Here is a 14842-nt window from a genome sequence, read left to right as displayed (position 1 = left end):
TCCTGGCGGAGGGTTCCAGGGAGGCGGCGCCTCCCTGGGGCCGCAAGCCCGCCTCAGGCCGCTTGCCGGAACGCCAGGTCCAGCGTCCGCACAATGTCCCGCGCCATCGCATCGCGGTCCGCGGGCAGTGGCAGGCGCGGCGGGCGGGGGTTTCCCACAGGAAAACCCATGTGGCGCAGCAAGGCCTTGCTGCCGGCCACGTAGTACTGGCCACCCACGAACTCGATCAGCGGCAGGTAGCGCAGATAGAGGTCGCGCGCCTCGCGGATCTTTTCCTCGTCGGCCACCAGCTCAAAGAGGCGGGCGAGGGGGCCGGGGGCGATGTTGGACGCGACGGCGACCCAGCCCTGCGCGCCCTCCACGAAGGATTCGAAGCCGAGGATGCCGCCGAAGACCGTCATCCTGTCGCCGCAGAGCCGGATGATGTCGCGCACGCGCGTCACCTCCAGCGTGGACTCCTTGATATAGAGGCAGTTCGGGATCTCGGCGATGCGCGCGACGAGTTGGGGCTTCAGGTCCACGTTGGCGGTGGCGGGGTTGTTGTAGACCATGACGGGGATGCCGATAGCGTCGCCGATCGTCTTGTAGTGATGGACCAGCTCGTCGTCGGTGGGCGTGGAGTAGAAGGGCGGGATGATCATCACGCCGTCCGCGCCCAGGGACTCCGCGCGGCGGCTGAGGCGCACGGACTGGCGCGTGTCCTCCGCCCCCGTGCCGACCAGCACGGGCACGCGGCCGGCGGCCTGGCGGATCACCGTCTCCGCCACAGCCACATGCTCCTCGTCGGAGAGGGACAGAAACTCGCCGGTGGAGCCGAGTGGGATCAGGCCGTGGATGCCCTGCTCGATCTGCCAGTCCACGAAGCGGCGCAGCGCCGGCAGGTCCAGCTCGCCCCTCTCGTCGAAGGGCGTGATCATCACGGTGTAGGTGCCGCGGAAGGTCTTCATGGTCTTGATCCTCAGGCGGCCATCTCGGTGGCGGGGAGCAGGCCGGCGGCGACCAGCGCGCGGCGGATCTCCTCCCGCTCCCCGACCTCGATCGGCAGCAGCGGCGCGCGGGGCGCCGGGTTCGGCATCAGCCCCATCAGGTTCAGGGCGGTCTTCATGCGGTTGTGCATGTCGAGCGACGGGCGGCGGTAGAACACGCGCACCAGGGGGCGCAGGCGGTCGTTCGCGCGCCGCGCGGCCGCGAGGTCGCCGCGCGCTATCGCTTCGTGCATCTCGGCCAGGATGCCGGAGGCCACGCTGCCGATGCCGGAGAGGATGCCGTCGCCGCCGAGCGAGAGGGAGGCGAGGAGCCAAGTGTTGTTGCTGGTGAGCATGCTGACCTTGCGGCCGCAGGCCTTCAGCACCTCCAGGTTGTCCTCGTACGAGGCAACGAGGTCGCTGCCCTCCTTCACCGCGATGATGGAGGGCACCTCGCGCAGCAGCCGCGCCAGCAGCTCCGGCGCGTAGCCGAGGCCGGAGGGGCGGGAGAGCTGGAACAGCACGATGGGCAGCGCCGCCGCCTCGGCCACGGCGTGGAAGAAGCGCAGCACCATCTCCGGCCGCACCTCCGCCCCGCCGGCGAAGAACAGGGGCGGGAAGAGAAGGATGGCGTCCGCCCCGGCCTCGCGCGCGTCGCGCGCCAAGTCGCAGGCGGCGCGCGGGTCCTCGGCCACGATGCCGGCGACCACGCCCGTCGCATCCCCCGCCACCTCGCGCGCGACCTCCACCACGCGCTTGCGCTCCGCGCGATCGAGCGAGCTCGTCTCGCCGGCATGGCCGTTCACCACCAGCGCGCGCACGCCCGGGGTGCCGGCCAGGTGCCGCAGATGGGCGCGCAGCGCCGCCTCATCGATGGCCCCGTCCCGGTCGAAGGGGGTGAGGGAGGCGGGCCAGATGCCGCCGATGCCGGTCAAGTCCAAGGGGGGTCCCTTCGCAAGTGCCGCAAACGTTTGCGGATGCACTAAAACGGATCAGCATGGGTGCAGTCAAAGAATGTTTTGCACCTTCCTGCCCGGAAAGAGGGCTTGCATCCGCAAACGTTTGCGGAGCACTGTCGGGGCATGCAGACGCAGGTGACGCTTCGGGACGTTGCGCGGGCCGCCAAGGTGTCGGTCAGCACGGCCTCGCGCGCCCTGGCCGGCGGCGGGTTGACGAGCAAGGGAACGGAGGCGCGCCTCCAGCGCATCGCGACGGAGCTCGGCTACCGCCCGAATACCCTGGCCCGCGGGCTGAAGACGCGGACCACGCGCCTCGTCGGCCTTGTCGTCCACAACCTTACCAACGCCTCCTTCCGCGTGCTGGCGGAGGTGGCGCAGCGGCGCCTCCGGGCCGAGGGGTACCAGGCCATCCTCTGCATCACCGCCGACGATCCCGAGCAGGAGGCGGTGACGATCCGGACGCTCGCCGACCAGCGCGTGGACGGGCTGATCATCTGCCCCACTGGCCGCAACGGCGCGCTGCTCGCCTCGCTGGAGGCAGGCGGCACGCCCGTCACCTGCGTCGTCCGTCGCGACGAGACGGTGGAGCTGGAGACCGTGCTGGCCGCGGACCCGGAGGGTGCCTACGCCGGCACGCGCCACCTGCTGGAGCAAGGCCATCGCCGCATCGGCCTCATCGTCGGCCGGCAGGAGACGACCTCGGGCCGGGAGCGCCTCTCCGGCTACCGCCGCGCGCTCGAGGAGGCGGGGATCGCCTTTGACCCCTCCCTCGTCCACGCGGGCCGCTACGAGCCGGAGACGGGGCTGGCGGGCTGCCGCCAGCTGCTGGATCGGGAGGACCGGCCCAGCGCCCTCTTCGCCGCCAACCACGAATCCGCGCTCGGCGTGCTGCGCGGTCTGGCCGAGCGCAATATCGCCGTGCCCGACGACGTCTCCCTCCTCTGCTACGAGGACGTGCCGGGTTTCGCCTGGCAGCGCCCCGCCATCAGCGTGGTGGACAGCGGCGCCAACGCCATGGCCGAGCTGGCCGCGGACCGCCTGCTGCAGCGTCTCCGTCCCCAGGCCCCTCCAGCCACCGTCGGCGAGTTCCGCATCGGCGCGCGGCTGATCCAACGCCAATCCGTCCGTTCGGTGGCCCCCTGATGCCCTATGTCGAGATTCTCGCCCCACCCATCCCGGCCGAGCGCCGACAGAAGGTGGTCACCGCCGTCACCGAAGGCCTCTGCCACGCCTTTTCCGTCGGCCCGGAGACGGTGACGATCTACTTCCTGGACATCGCGCCCGGCGCCTACGCCCATGCCGGGGCGATGGGCGCGCTGCCGGAGGAGCAGCGCATCTTCGTCAAGGTGCACGCCTATCGCCGCGGCATCCCGGAGCGCCGCAAGGCGGCCACGGCCCTCACCGCCCCGCTGGCCGGGATCTACGGCACGCCCGAGAGGACGCTAGCCGTCTACTTCTTCGATCGCGCGAAGGACGAGGTGGCCCATGCCGGCCTCCTCTCCTCCGACGCCGAACCTGCCTGAGACCGCCGATGCACCGCTTCCTCACCGAGGACCAGGCCGCCCTGCGCGAGACGGCCCGCCGCTTCGCCGAGCGCGAGGTCCTGCCCCGCGCCGCCGCGATCGACCGCGAGGACCGCTTCGACCGCGCGCTCTACAAGGGCATGGCCGATCTCGGCCTCTTCGGCGTGGCGCTGCGCGAGGAGGCGGGCGGCGCCGGCATGGGCGCGACCGGCGCCTGCATCGTGATGGAGGAGATCGCCCGATGCTCCGGCTCGGTCGGCAACGCCTTCGCCATCCCCGTGGAGGCTGCGCTCTTCCTCGACCATCACGGGAATGACCGCCACAAAGCGATGATCCCCGGCATCCTCGCGGGCGACATCATCCCCGCCACCGCCGTGACAGAACCCGACCACGGGTCGGACGTGGCGGGCCTCCGTACCACGGCGAAGCGCGACGATGAGGGCTGGGTGCTGAACGGCACCAAGGCCTGGGTCACCTTCGGCAACGTCGTGGACGCGCTCATGGTCTTCGCCCGCAGCGGCGCGGAGACCGGTCCGGGGGGCGGGCACAAGGCTATCTCCTGCTTCCTGCTGGACGGCCACGCCCCCGGCATCCACCGCGGCAAGAACGAGGAGCTGCTGGGGATGCACGGGCTGGAGGACTGCATGATCACGCTGGACGGCGTGCGTGCCCCCGCCGACGCTGTGGTCGGGCCGGAGAACGGCGCCTTCAAGATGGCCATGGGCAACTTCAACTTCAGCCGGCTGATGATGTCCTCCATGGCCCTCGGCATGGCCCAGGCGGCGTTCGAGGACGCAGTGGCCTACGCGAAGACGCGCAAGCAGTTCGGCACGGCCATCATCAATCACCAAGCCATTCAGTTCATGATCGCCGACATGTCCACGGACATCGCGGCGGCCCGCATGCTGATCCAGCACGCCGCCCGGCTCTACGACGCGGGGATGCCGATCGCGAAGGAGGCGGCGCAGGCCAAGCTCTTCACCACGGACATGGCGGTGAAGCATGTCTCCAACGCGCTGCAGATCCACGGCGGCAACGGCTACTCCCGCGAGTACCGGGTGGAGCGCCTGTTCCGCGACGTACGCCTCGCCCAGATCTACGAGGGCACGAACCAGATCCAGCGCATGATCATCGCCCGCCAGGTCGAGAAGGAGACGGCCTGATGGGTGCCACCGCCCCGCGCCAGATCCTGGCCGAGGAGGCCGCCGCCCTGGTGAAGGACGGCGACTTCGTCATTGTCGGCGGCAATGGCGGCACCGGCACGCCGGAGGCGCTGATCGAGGCGGTGGAGCGCCGCTTCCTGGCCGGGCAGGGCCCGCACGACCTGACCCTGTTCCACGTGACGGGCATCGGCGCGATCCACGAGCACGGGATGTGCCACTTCGGCCACCAGGGCCTCGTCAGGCGTGTCATCGGCGGCCACTACGGGCTGCAGGTGCCCTTCATGGCGCTGATCGACGGCAACCACATCGAGGCCTACAACTTCCCGCAGGGCGTGATGACCGGGCTGTGCCGCGCCATGGCTTCCGGCCAGCCCGGCATCCTCACCCATGTCGGGCTCGAGACCTACATGGACCCCCGCCAGGGCACGGCCGAGAGCGGCGGCCGCATGAACGCGCGCACCACCGAACAGCTGGTGGACCATGTGCGCCTGCTGGATCGCGACTGGCTCTTCTACCGTGTCCCCGGCGCCCCGCGCATCGCCCTCATCCGCGGCACCACGGCGGACGAGGACGGCTACGTCACCATGGAGCACGAGGCGACGACGCGGGAGGACCTCTCCATCGCGCAGGCCGTGCACAACGCGGGCGGCACGGTGATCTGCCAGGTGAAGCGCCTCGCGCGCCGCGGCAGCCTCAACCCGCACATGGTGAAGATCCCCGGTTTCCTCATCGACTACATCGTGGTCGAGCCGGAGCAGATGCAGACCTTCGGCACGGCCTACGACCCCAGCCGCAGCGGCGAGACGCGCGTCCCCACCTCCTCCATCCTGCCGGACCCGATGAGCGAGCGGCGCGTGATGGCCCGCCGCGCCGCGCTCGAACTGCGCCCGGGCGACGTGGTGAACCTCGGCGTTGGCGTCTCCGCCATGATCCCGAACGTGGCGGCGGAGGAGGGGATCGAGGACCTGATCACCCTCACGGTCGAGGCCGGCGTGATCGGCGGCGTGCCCGGCCATGCGCGGGAGTTCGGCACGGCGGTGAACCCGCGCGCCATCATCGACCAGGGCTATCAGTTCGACTTCTACGACGGCGGCGGCCTCTCCTGCGCCTTCCTCTCCTTCGCGGAGGTGGACCCGCAGGGCAACGTGAACGTCACGAAGTTCGGCAACCGCTTCGCCGGTGCGGGTGGCTTCATCGATATCACCCAGAACACGCGGCGCCTCGTCTTCAGCGGCACGATGACGGGCGGCGGGCTGAGGATCGGCCTGGCCGAAGGCGGCATCGCCATCCGCCAGGAAGGCCAGATGCGGAAGTTCGTGCCCGCCGTGGAGCAGATTAGCTTCAGCGGCCATCTGGCGCGGGAGAAGGGCCAGGAGGTCACCTTCGTGACTGAGCGGGCCGTGTTCCAGCTGGAGCGCGAAGGCGTGGTGCTGACCGAGGTCGCCCCCGGCGCCCGCATGCAGGAGGACGTGCTGGACCAGATGGGGTTCCAGCCCCTCGTCAGCCCTGCCGTGAAGCCCATGGATGCCCGCCTGTTCCGCCCCGGCCCGATGGCACTGCGGGACGAGTTCCTGATGAAGGCCGCGCGCCCGAGGGTTGCCGCATGAGCGCTTCCGCTCCCGCCCCCGACAGCCTGTTCCTGGAGGACATCACCCTCGGGGAGGAGTGGCGCACCGGTACGCACACCGTAACCGCCGCGCAGATCGCCGCCTTCGCCGAGTTGACGCGGGACCACCACCCGCTGCACACGGACGAGGCCTACTGCAGGAGCCGCGGCTTCCCTACCGTCATTGCGCACGGGCTGTTCGGCCTCTCCCTGATGGAAGGCCTGAAGACCGAGCTGCGGCTCTACGAGAGCACATCCATCGCCTCCCTCGGCTGGGACAAGGTGCGCTTCCGCGCGCCGATCCTCGCCGGCGACGAGCTGCACCTTCGCACGCGCTTCACCGCCAAGCGCCCTTCCCGCAACCCCGACCGCGGCGTGGTCACCGAGTTCCTGGAACTCGTGAACGCGCGCGGCGAGGTGGTGATCGACGCCGAGCACGCCTCACTCATCCTCGCCCGCGCCGCCGCCTGACGGGGCGAGGCACGCTTATTGCGACGCATCCTTCTTGATCTGAGGTGACCGCCTCCTCTGCCTGCCGGTCGGGCACATCCAGCAACGGGATATGTACGATGACCATGCGACGTCTCCTTCTCGGCCTCGCCGGCGCCGCCCTTCTCGGCGGAGCGGCAGGCGCCCAGACCTGCACGCCCCGCGTGCCCGCCGGCAGCTTCGTGGAAGGCGGCAAGTGGACCATGTCCATCAATCCCACCCTGCCGCCGCAGCAGTTCGTGGACAGCCGCGGCGAGCTGCAGGGCCTGAACGTGGAGCTGGCGCGCGCCGCCGCGGCGAAGATGTGCGTGGAGCCGGTCTTCCTGCGCATGGACTTCCCGCCGATGATCCCCGGCCTGCGCGCCGGCCGGTTCGACACGATCAACACCGGCATGTTCTGGACCGAGGAGCGGTCCAGCATGTTCTACGTCGTGCCCTACGCGCAGCAGGCGATCAGCATCTATACCCTGCCCAACAGCGCGCTGAACCTGACGAAGTTCGACGACCTGTCCGGCCGCACCGTTGGCGTGGAAACCGGTACCTACAATGAGCGCAAGGCGCGCGAGGCGAACGCGGAGATGGTGGCGCGCGGTCTGCGACCCGTGAACTTCCGCACCTTCTCTACCGCCAGCGAGACGGTGGCCGCCCTGCGCGCCGGCCAGCTCGAGGCGGCCATCAACATCGACGAGACCGCGAACGAGATGGTGAGCCGCGGCATCGCCAAGATCCACGTTCGCAGCCTTTTCGGCACCGACATCACCTACGCCTTCCGCGACCGGGCCCTGGCCCAGGCCTTCGCCGCCGCGCTGAACGAGCTGAAGGCCGACGGCACCTATGACCGCCTCTTCGACAAGTTCGGCATGACCCGGTTGGCGAACACCAGCTTCGCCATCCGCGGCAGCGGCCCGAACTGAGCGCACGCCCCTAGCCGAGTCCGCACCTAGCCGAGAAGGATCAGGCCGATGTTCGACGTACAGGCCTTCCTGACCTACCTGACTAACGCCTACCTCCTGGAAGGCGTCGGCGTGACGATCGGGCTGACGATCGCCACGATGATCATCGGCCTGATTCTCGGCACCATGCTGGCGCTGATGCGCATGTCGAAGACTGTCGCGCTCTCTGGCGTGGCGGGCTTCTATGTCTGGGTTTTTCGCGGCACGCCGCTGCTGGTGCAGCTCGTCCTCATCTACACCGGCCTGCCACAGCTCGGCATCAAGCTCGGCGTCCTGCCCTCTGCCCTTCTCGCCCTCAGCCTCAACGAGGCCGCCTACCTCTCGGAGACGATCCGCGGGGGTTTCAACGGTATTCCCAAGGGCCAGACCGAGGCCGCCAAGGCCCTCGGCCTCTCCCGCTGGAGCACGCTGCGCCTCGTCCTCATGCCGCAGGTGGCACGCCTCATCATTCCGCCGCTAGGCAATTCGCTCAACGGCCTCCTGAAGGCCACCTCGCTCGCCTCCGTCATCTCGCTGGAGGAGGTGATGCGCCGCAGCCAGGTGCTGATGCAGGAGAAGTTCGAGGTGCTCGAGCTCTATTCCGTCGCCGCCGTCTACTACCTCGTGCTCACCACTCTTTGGAATCTCGTTCAGGTCCGGCTGGAGCGCCACTATGGACGGGGCTATGCCGAGCCCGATCGTGCGGCAGTGCTGGTTCAGGCCCGGACGGTGGAAGCAACCTGACCGGGGCAAGCCATCCGTCGCGGGCCTGTTCTGCAGGCTCAGGCCGGACTGGCGGGAGAGGTGAGCGCGCCCGTCGGCAATCACGAAGGCGGCCATGCCGCTGCGGAGGCGGTGTTCCGTGTCGAACAGGATAACGCAGAGCGGAATCCGTTCTCATCGGCGCAGGGCGATGCTTCGGCCGCTGAGCACCTCGGCGGCGCCCCGTTCGAGGATGGCGGGCCCGAAGTATATAGGCGTGACGTTGAAGAGGCGGAGGCCATAGCCTGCCAGCGAAGTTCGTAGAACTCCGGAGTACTCGTGGGAACGAAATTTTCGGCGCGCGCGAAGCTTCCGCTCCAGGGCACACCAATCTTGCGGCCCTCCACGGTTGTGGCACCGGACAGGATCGACGCGTGTAGCGATTCGGCGACCGCTGGGATGATCAGGCGGTCCTGAACGCTGGCGCCGTGAGACGACAACCACCTGCAGATCCGGGTGGGCCAAGCTATGGTTGCTTGTCAACAGTCTCGGGGGAATATGGTGCGCTATCCCTGCCAGTACCGTCCGGCCAACCCCCCCCCCTCGCCCCGCTACCGACCACCCGCACCAGAACTGCCACGGAAGCCTTGCTCGCCATCCCGGATATCACCGTGCGCCTTCTGGTCAGTCACAGCTTCCGTGAGAATATGCCAAAAATTCTGGCCGGGTCTCCTAACGAGGACTGGTTACTCTTTGCATTTGCTTGTGACCCCGGTTGCAAAGCCCACGGCAGCGAGGAACGGGGAAGAGAATTGTACAAATTTCTGTACTGATCTCGATATTCGAGAAATCCTCTGGTACTTGTTTGCAGGTGGGTTGTACTTGCGTGCGGAGAACCAGCATCTTATCGTAAACGGAGGGTTAAATGTAAAAGTGCGGAGACAGCCTTGTCACAAGAGGTTTTAGTGCCAACATCAATCGGCGAACTCATCGATAAGATAACTATACTTGAACTCAAAGCACGGTTTGTTTCTGACCCCTTAAAATTGAGTAATGTGCGGCTTGAACTGAACGCTTTGTCAGCGATTTTTTGCCCTATCCAAGCGGCAGCGCCGGAAGGAACTACCGAGTTGATTGACCAGCTCCGGCGGGTCAATGAGACGCTCTGGGTGGTCGAGGACGATATACGTGATCGCGAGAGGCTGAAGGACTTCGGAGACGAGTTCATCCGACTTGCCCGTGCTGTCTACTTCACTAATGACGAGCGGGCTACTCTGAAGAAGAAGCTGAATATTATGCTCGGCTCAAAGTTCGTGGAAGAGAAATCTTACAAAGATTTCTAGCAACAGTTGTGCCTATGCCCGTTCGTCGCCGGGAAGCTCCGATGTTTTCGCCCTCCTCTCTTCTCCGTCTGGCCGGCCTGGTCTGGCGCTTGTGCCATCCCGCCTGTGCCGGCTCGGAACAAGAGGGGCTCTGCGCTGGGTATCACGGCAAGGCGCACGTTCCGGCGGCAGGGGGCTTCTGCGGTCCGCGGTGGCGGACACCTAAGCGACCTGCCGAAAATCTTTGGGTCTTTGCACAGGGCGAGTGGGCATGATGAAAGTGGGGAACGAACGGGAGCATGCCGGCACCGATATGGTGCATGCGGCATTCGCCCTTCTCCTGGGTCGATCGGCAAGCCCCGCCTCGACGGTTGCGGAGATGGCCCGGATGTCACCGGCCGCGCTCCTCCAGCGCCTGACCTCGTCCAACGAATTCCGCACGAATGTCATCCTTCGCCTGGTGAACGGCGAGATGCTGCCGCACGAGCGCCGTCATGCGTCTCCGCCCTCTTCGCTTGTGGATTGGACTATCGGCGTCACGAAGCCGGAGGCCGCCGCAGCCGTAAGGGCGGCGGGCACATGGCGCGACCTTCTCCTTCTCCTGCTGCGAGATCCGGCGGCAGGGCAGACGATCCTCTCTCCGGCGCGTCGCCTCGAGGTTCTGCAGGCCCTGGAGGCTGTTCCGGGTACGCGCCGGATAGACGGGGAGGGCGGGCCGGCTGCTACCCCCTCGCGGGATCCTGGGTCTGAGACGCCGACGACGACGGCCGAAGCTCTGGAGCAACTGCTCCGGATGCTCCCAGCAGCGGAATTCGGCGAGTTCTGGACCAAGTTGGAAGAGGACATCTTCGGCAAACGTGTCCGGCAGCTCTTCCGGGAGAAGCGGTGGGCCGATCTGAACGCCCTGCACAGGGCTGGCGAAGGCGCGCGAAAGAAGCGTGCCGAAATTCAGACCATGATTGGCCGCAGTTACATCTACGCCGGAGAATACAGTACCGCAGCACGGCTGCTGAGCAGTCTCGCCACGGAATTCGAGAACGACGCGACGATCCAGTTCTATTCCTCAGTCGCGCTCGCACGGAACAACGATCTCGAGAGATCCGTGAGCTTTGGCCGCCGCGCGATCGCGTTGCGGCCGAAAAACGACCAGTATCTCTCCGACCAGAGTGCTGTCCTGCGTCAACTTGCCCGTCAAAAGACCACGGAGCAGGCCGGCCGCGTGGCCCTGCTGGAGGAGAGCATTGACGCGTGCCGGACTGCCATCCAGATCAATCCGGATCGTGCCGAGAACCTGGGATTCCGGATCGCCCGGAACTTCTTCGACCTGCGCCGCTTTCCCGAAGCGCTGGCAGCAACGGAGAAGCTGCTGAAGTTGAAGCCGGACAACGTGTCGTCGCTGATGCTGCGCAGTGACATCCTCCTCGCGCTGAACCGGGCCAGTGACGCGCTTGCCATCGCCAAGCGGGTCGTGGAGATCGAGCCCGGTAATCAGGGCGCCCAGTACCAGCTCCGCTCCCTTCGGACCCTCATCGACGACGATGAGGACCGTTCCGAGAGCCATTCCGTAGCCCTGGTGACGATCTTGCCGGAGGCCAAAGCGATCGCCGGCTCGATCTTCAGCGTGGTGGAAGGCCAGTTGCAGGAGGTGGCGCTTCCCGAGGCGCCGCCTGACGGTAGCCCGCTGCCGATGCTCAGCAGCATCCCGGCGGAATGGGTTATCCTCCATCCCGCCGGTACGGCGGCCCCCGCGATCTCCGCGGCCTGGATGGTCAGGCTGCACGAGAACGGCCTGCGGTGGAGCGGGTGCCTGCTGATGGAAGACGAAGCGGGCTCACCGCAGGAGATTTGGCGTCGCGACCTGATCACTCTCCTTGCTGAATCCGGGTTGGTCCCCGAGGTGGCGGATCTTCCGAGCGTTCTCGCCAAGCAGGCCGCCCTCGTCGCGACCGTCGATCTGTCCGGTTCCCGCCCGGTCCCGGAGCTGTCGCAGGCCGCAGGGCGGCAGGATCGCAGGACCGTCGTGCTGATGTCGAAGCACGGCGTCGTCAAATTCGGGGGCGGCGAACAGTTCCTGGACAGCATGGCCGAGCACTACGCGGAGATGGGCTTCGACCCGATCATCGTCGGCACCCGTCCGGAAATGGTGGGGCAGTCCGGCCTGGAGAACGGGCGCGCCTTCCACTTCATCGAGGAGAGTGCGGCCGCCATGCGGCGGTTCCTCCTGGAAACCAAGCCCGCGGTCGTGCACGTGCTGTCCGGGCTCGGCTACCAGGTGGCCGACGCGCTGGAATACCTCGACGTTCCGTTCATCTACGGTGTTCACTTCTGGCGCGACTGTCTCGGCCTGATCGAGGGCGACGACCGGTTCTTTCTGAACTTCGACCGTGATCCGATCCCGCGCCCGGCCTTCCGCCGCATCCTGCAACGCGCCGCGGCGGTCTACTCCAACTCCAGCTATACCCAGGCGGTGCTGGAGGAGGCCTTCCATGCCCGGACGCCCATCATCTACTCCCTGCCGCGTGACATCGACCCGACGGCGCAGGCAGACCGCGAGCGGGAAGCCCAGGCGCTGCTGGGAGACAGGAAAGACTTCGTCCTGCTCGTCAACGCGAAGGCGGAGAAGGGCTTCGACCTGCTCCTCGCGGTGGCGCGCCTCTGCCCGGACATCCCCTTCGTCGCCATCTCCAGCCAGTCGGACCAGAGCGAGGCGGAGGCTGCCGTCGCCGAGGCGGGCGCCGGGAACGTCGCGATCCTTCCGCGGACCGATCGCATCGACCTTCTCTACGGCAGGAGCAAGGTGGTCGCGGTACCGAGCTACCACTTCGTGGAAACCTTCAGCCGCGTCTGCATCGAGGCCCAGCGCTTCGGGAAGCCGGTGCTCGGCTCGGATCGCGGCAACGTCCCCTATCTTCTCCATGAATCGGGCGTGGTCCTGCCGGAGGATGCGGATCGCTGGGCGGCCGAGTTGCGCCGGATCTACGACGATCCCCCCTACTACCGCGGCTTGGCTGCCCGGGCAGAGCAGAACTCCTCCCGCTACGGCTACGACAGGCAGCGCCGGGCCCTCCACGGAATCGTCTCAAGCCTGGGCGATCAGATCCTGATCGGCATCGGCTCCGGCATCGGCAACATGCTGCATGTCGCGCCCATGGTGCGGAACATCGCCCGCCGGCTCGGCCGCAAGGTCGACCTCGTCGTGGCCGAGGATCACAAGAACAGCCTCTTTCTCCTGCAGAACTCGGAGTACGTGAACGCCGCCTTCTCCCTGCGGCAGACGGTGCTGCGCAGGCGCTACGACCGGGTGTTCATCACCCACTCCTTCGGCAGTGCGCGCGTGCCTTTCCTGGCGGGCCGGACGCTGTACTCCCGGGACTGGATGATGTTCGAGCCGGGCGGGCCGTTCCACGAGACCGTGTTCAACCTGGAGGCTGCCAAGGCGCTGCTCGGGGTTCCCTACGAGGATGCGGACGTGACGGAATACTTTGTCGCGAACTACGCTTATCGGAGACCCCTGAACGGCCGCCGGATCGGCCTTCACGGCGGATCGAAGGACGGGTTCTGGAGGAGCAAGCGGTGGCCCGGCTACGTGGAGCTGGCGCGGGAACTGCGGCAGCACGGCTACGAGGTGGCCTCCTTCGGGGTGGAAGCGGAGTACGTCCCGGAGACACTCGACCTGACCGGCGGCACCATCTCCGAGATGATCGAGGGGATGATGACCTGCTCGTACTTCATCTCCAATGACAGTGGCCTGATGAACATCGCGAATGCACTCGGCATTCCCCTCACGGCGTTGTTCGGACCCACCAACCCCGGGACGCGCGGCCCGCTTCGCCCGACGAGTTCCTGGCTCGGCCTTACGAAGGATTGCGCGCCGTGCGAGATCAGGCCTTCTCATGTGAAGACGTTTCTTTCCGGCGAATGCAACTGCATCCAGGAGTTGGATTACCGAACCGTCCGCGACCACGTGTTCGAGGAACTGCAGCGCCACGACCTGCTCCTGGGTGCGGCAGGTGAGGGGGCCGCAACGCCTGCCATGAGCTTCCACGGTTCGGAGAGACAGGGCGCTGCTGCAAGGGATGAGGCGTCCGGTGCATCGTCGCGTCGACTGGCAGCTCCTTAGGCCTGTGCTTGACGAGAGACCAGGAGCGGCGGTGCCGCGGCGGGATGCCGAGATCCACGCCTTCCACGAATCGGCTTCCTCCGGCCGGCCCCACCCTCATGGTGGTGCAGATAAGTCCTTGCCGCCCGGTTCCACCGTGATGGCTGCCAACTCGCTCGTGGGCTCGGTGAGCGTCGTGGTGCCCAACTACAACTATGCCCGCTACCTGCCGGAACGCTTCGCCTCGATTGTTGCGCAAGGTCGGATCGTCCGGCACCTGACCTTCCTCGACGATGCGTCGAGCGACAACAGCATGGAGATGGCCGAACCCCTTCTTGCCGGTCTTTCCATCCCGGTCACGGTGCAGCGCAACGCCGTGAACTCCGGATCGGTCTTCCGCCAGTGGGCCCGGGGCGCCGAAGCGGCGGAGGCGCCGTTCCTCTGGATCGCGGAGGCGGATGACAGCGCGCGGCCGGAGATGCTGGACGCCCTCGCCCGGCGTCTCTCGGGCGATCCGACCGCAGCCTTCGCCTTCTCGGACTCGGCCGCGATCGACGCGGACGGTGCCGTGACGCAGGAGAGCAGCAAGCCGTACGCTGCCATGTTGGGCGATGATGTCCTGAACCGGGACGCGACCCTGACCGGGAGGGAATTCGTCGGCCGGTGCCTCTGCCCGCGCAACCTCGTCGTCAGCGCCAGTGCCGTGCTATGGCGTACCGAGGCGTTGCGCGCTGCGTTGGGGAGCCTGGGCGACTCCGTCGGCCGCTGGCGCTGTGCCGGTGACTGGCGCATCTACGCGGAGGCTGCCCGGCCGCAGGCACGGATGCACTATGAGGCCCGCCCCTTTAACCTGCACCGTCGTCACGCGTCGAGCGTCACGGGGTCGATCCCGGCTGCCTCTCACTTCGCGGAGGTTGTTGCAATGCACTCGACGCTGCGGCGGCTCCTGGACCGGGGCGCCGATCCGGACGAGAGGATGCGGCGCTATCTTCGTGATCTTCGGCATGCCTGGCATCTCGGCTAGGCCCTTTCCGCCGGAGTGTGGCGAGGTGATCCCCGGTCCTGCTCCGCGCTCCGTGCGG

12 protein-coding genes are annotated in these 14842 nt (G+C 67.3%); 10 read left to right on the top strand and 2 right to left on the bottom strand.

The annotated features are described in order from the left end of the window. Positions 1-53: 53 nt before the first annotated feature. Entirely contained in the window at positions 54-947 is an 894-nt protein-coding gene (locus VQH23_RS05565; protein ID WP_338664634.1) for a dihydrodipicolinate synthase family protein, read from the bottom strand. An 11-nt stretch (positions 948-958) separates the two neighbouring features. After that, a complete protein-coding gene (locus VQH23_RS05560) occupies positions 959-1906 on the bottom strand; it encodes a dihydrodipicolinate synthase family protein (RefSeq protein WP_338664633.1) in 948 nt (315 codons plus the stop codon). A gap of 141 nt (positions 1907-2047) precedes the next feature. Between VQH23_RS05560 and VQH23_RS05555 the strand changes: the two genes are divergently transcribed. The 10 genes from VQH23_RS05555 (at position 2048) to VQH23_RS05510 (ending at position 14784) form a co-directional block, all read left to right on the top strand. Then, positions 2048-3067 (top strand): LacI family DNA-binding transcriptional regulator, encoded by a 1020-nt coding sequence (locus VQH23_RS05555; protein WP_338664632.1) that lies wholly within the window; start codon positions 2048-2050, stop codon positions 3065-3067. After that, on the top strand, positions 3067-3447 hold the full coding sequence (locus tag VQH23_RS05550) for a hypothetical protein (RefSeq protein WP_338664631.1): 381 nt from the start codon (positions 3067-3069) through the stop codon (positions 3445-3447). The genes VQH23_RS05555 and VQH23_RS05550 overlap by 1 nt, the downstream gene beginning before the upstream one ends. A gap of 8 nt (positions 3448-3455) precedes the next feature. Then, positions 3456-4610: an acyl-CoA dehydrogenase family protein gene (locus VQH23_RS05545; RefSeq protein ID WP_338664630.1), complete on the top strand. Its 1155-nt coding sequence runs from the start codon at positions 3456-3458 to the stop codon at positions 4608-4610. Further along, on the top strand, positions 4610-6217 hold the full coding sequence (locus VQH23_RS05540; RefSeq protein WP_338664629.1) for a CoA-transferase: 1608 nt from the start codon (positions 4610-4612) through the stop codon (positions 6215-6217). The genes VQH23_RS05545 and VQH23_RS05540 overlap by 1 nt, the downstream gene beginning before the upstream one ends. Continuing rightward, positions 6214-6687, top strand: coding sequence for a MaoC family dehydratase (locus tag VQH23_RS05535; RefSeq protein ID WP_338664628.1), 474 nt, complete (start codon positions 6214-6216; stop codon positions 6685-6687). The genes VQH23_RS05540 and VQH23_RS05535 overlap by 4 nt, the downstream gene beginning before the upstream one ends. A gap of 98 nt (positions 6688-6785) precedes the next feature. Then, complete coding sequence (locus VQH23_RS05530; RefSeq protein WP_338664627.1) at positions 6786-7619, top strand: ABC transporter substrate-binding protein; 834 nt, start codon at positions 6786-6788, stop codon at positions 7617-7619. A gap of 48 nt (positions 7620-7667) precedes the next feature. Beyond that, on the top strand, positions 7668-8381 hold the full coding sequence (locus VQH23_RS05525) for an amino acid ABC transporter permease (protein WP_338664626.1): 714 nt from the start codon (positions 7668-7670) through the stop codon (positions 8379-8381). Between the two features lie 905 nt (positions 8382-9286). Next, positions 9287-9682 carry a hypothetical protein gene (locus VQH23_RS05520; RefSeq protein ID WP_338664625.1) on the top strand — a complete coding sequence of 132 codons (396 nt, stop codon included), beginning with the start codon at positions 9287-9289 and terminating at the stop codon, positions 9680-9682. A 367-nt stretch (positions 9683-10049) separates the two neighbouring features. Then, positions 10050-13781, top strand: a complete 3732-nt coding sequence (locus VQH23_RS05515; RefSeq protein ID WP_338664624.1) for a glycosyltransferase — start codon at positions 10050-10052, stop codon at positions 13779-13781. 139 nt (positions 13782-13920) lie between these two features. After that, the gene (locus tag VQH23_RS05510) at positions 13921-14784 is read left to right on the top strand and encodes a glycosyltransferase (RefSeq protein WP_338664623.1); all 864 of its coding nucleotides are present in this window, start codon (positions 13921-13923) and stop codon (positions 14782-14784) included. Positions 14785-14842: the final 58 nt, after the last annotated feature.

Source organism: Pararoseomonas sp. SCSIO 73927 (assembly GCF_037040815.1).
Lineage (GTDB): Bacteria > Pseudomonadota > Alphaproteobacteria > Acetobacterales > Acetobacteraceae > Roseomonas.
Note: the sequence above shows the minus strand (reverse complement) of the source record. Positions and strands in the feature narration are given on the sequence as shown.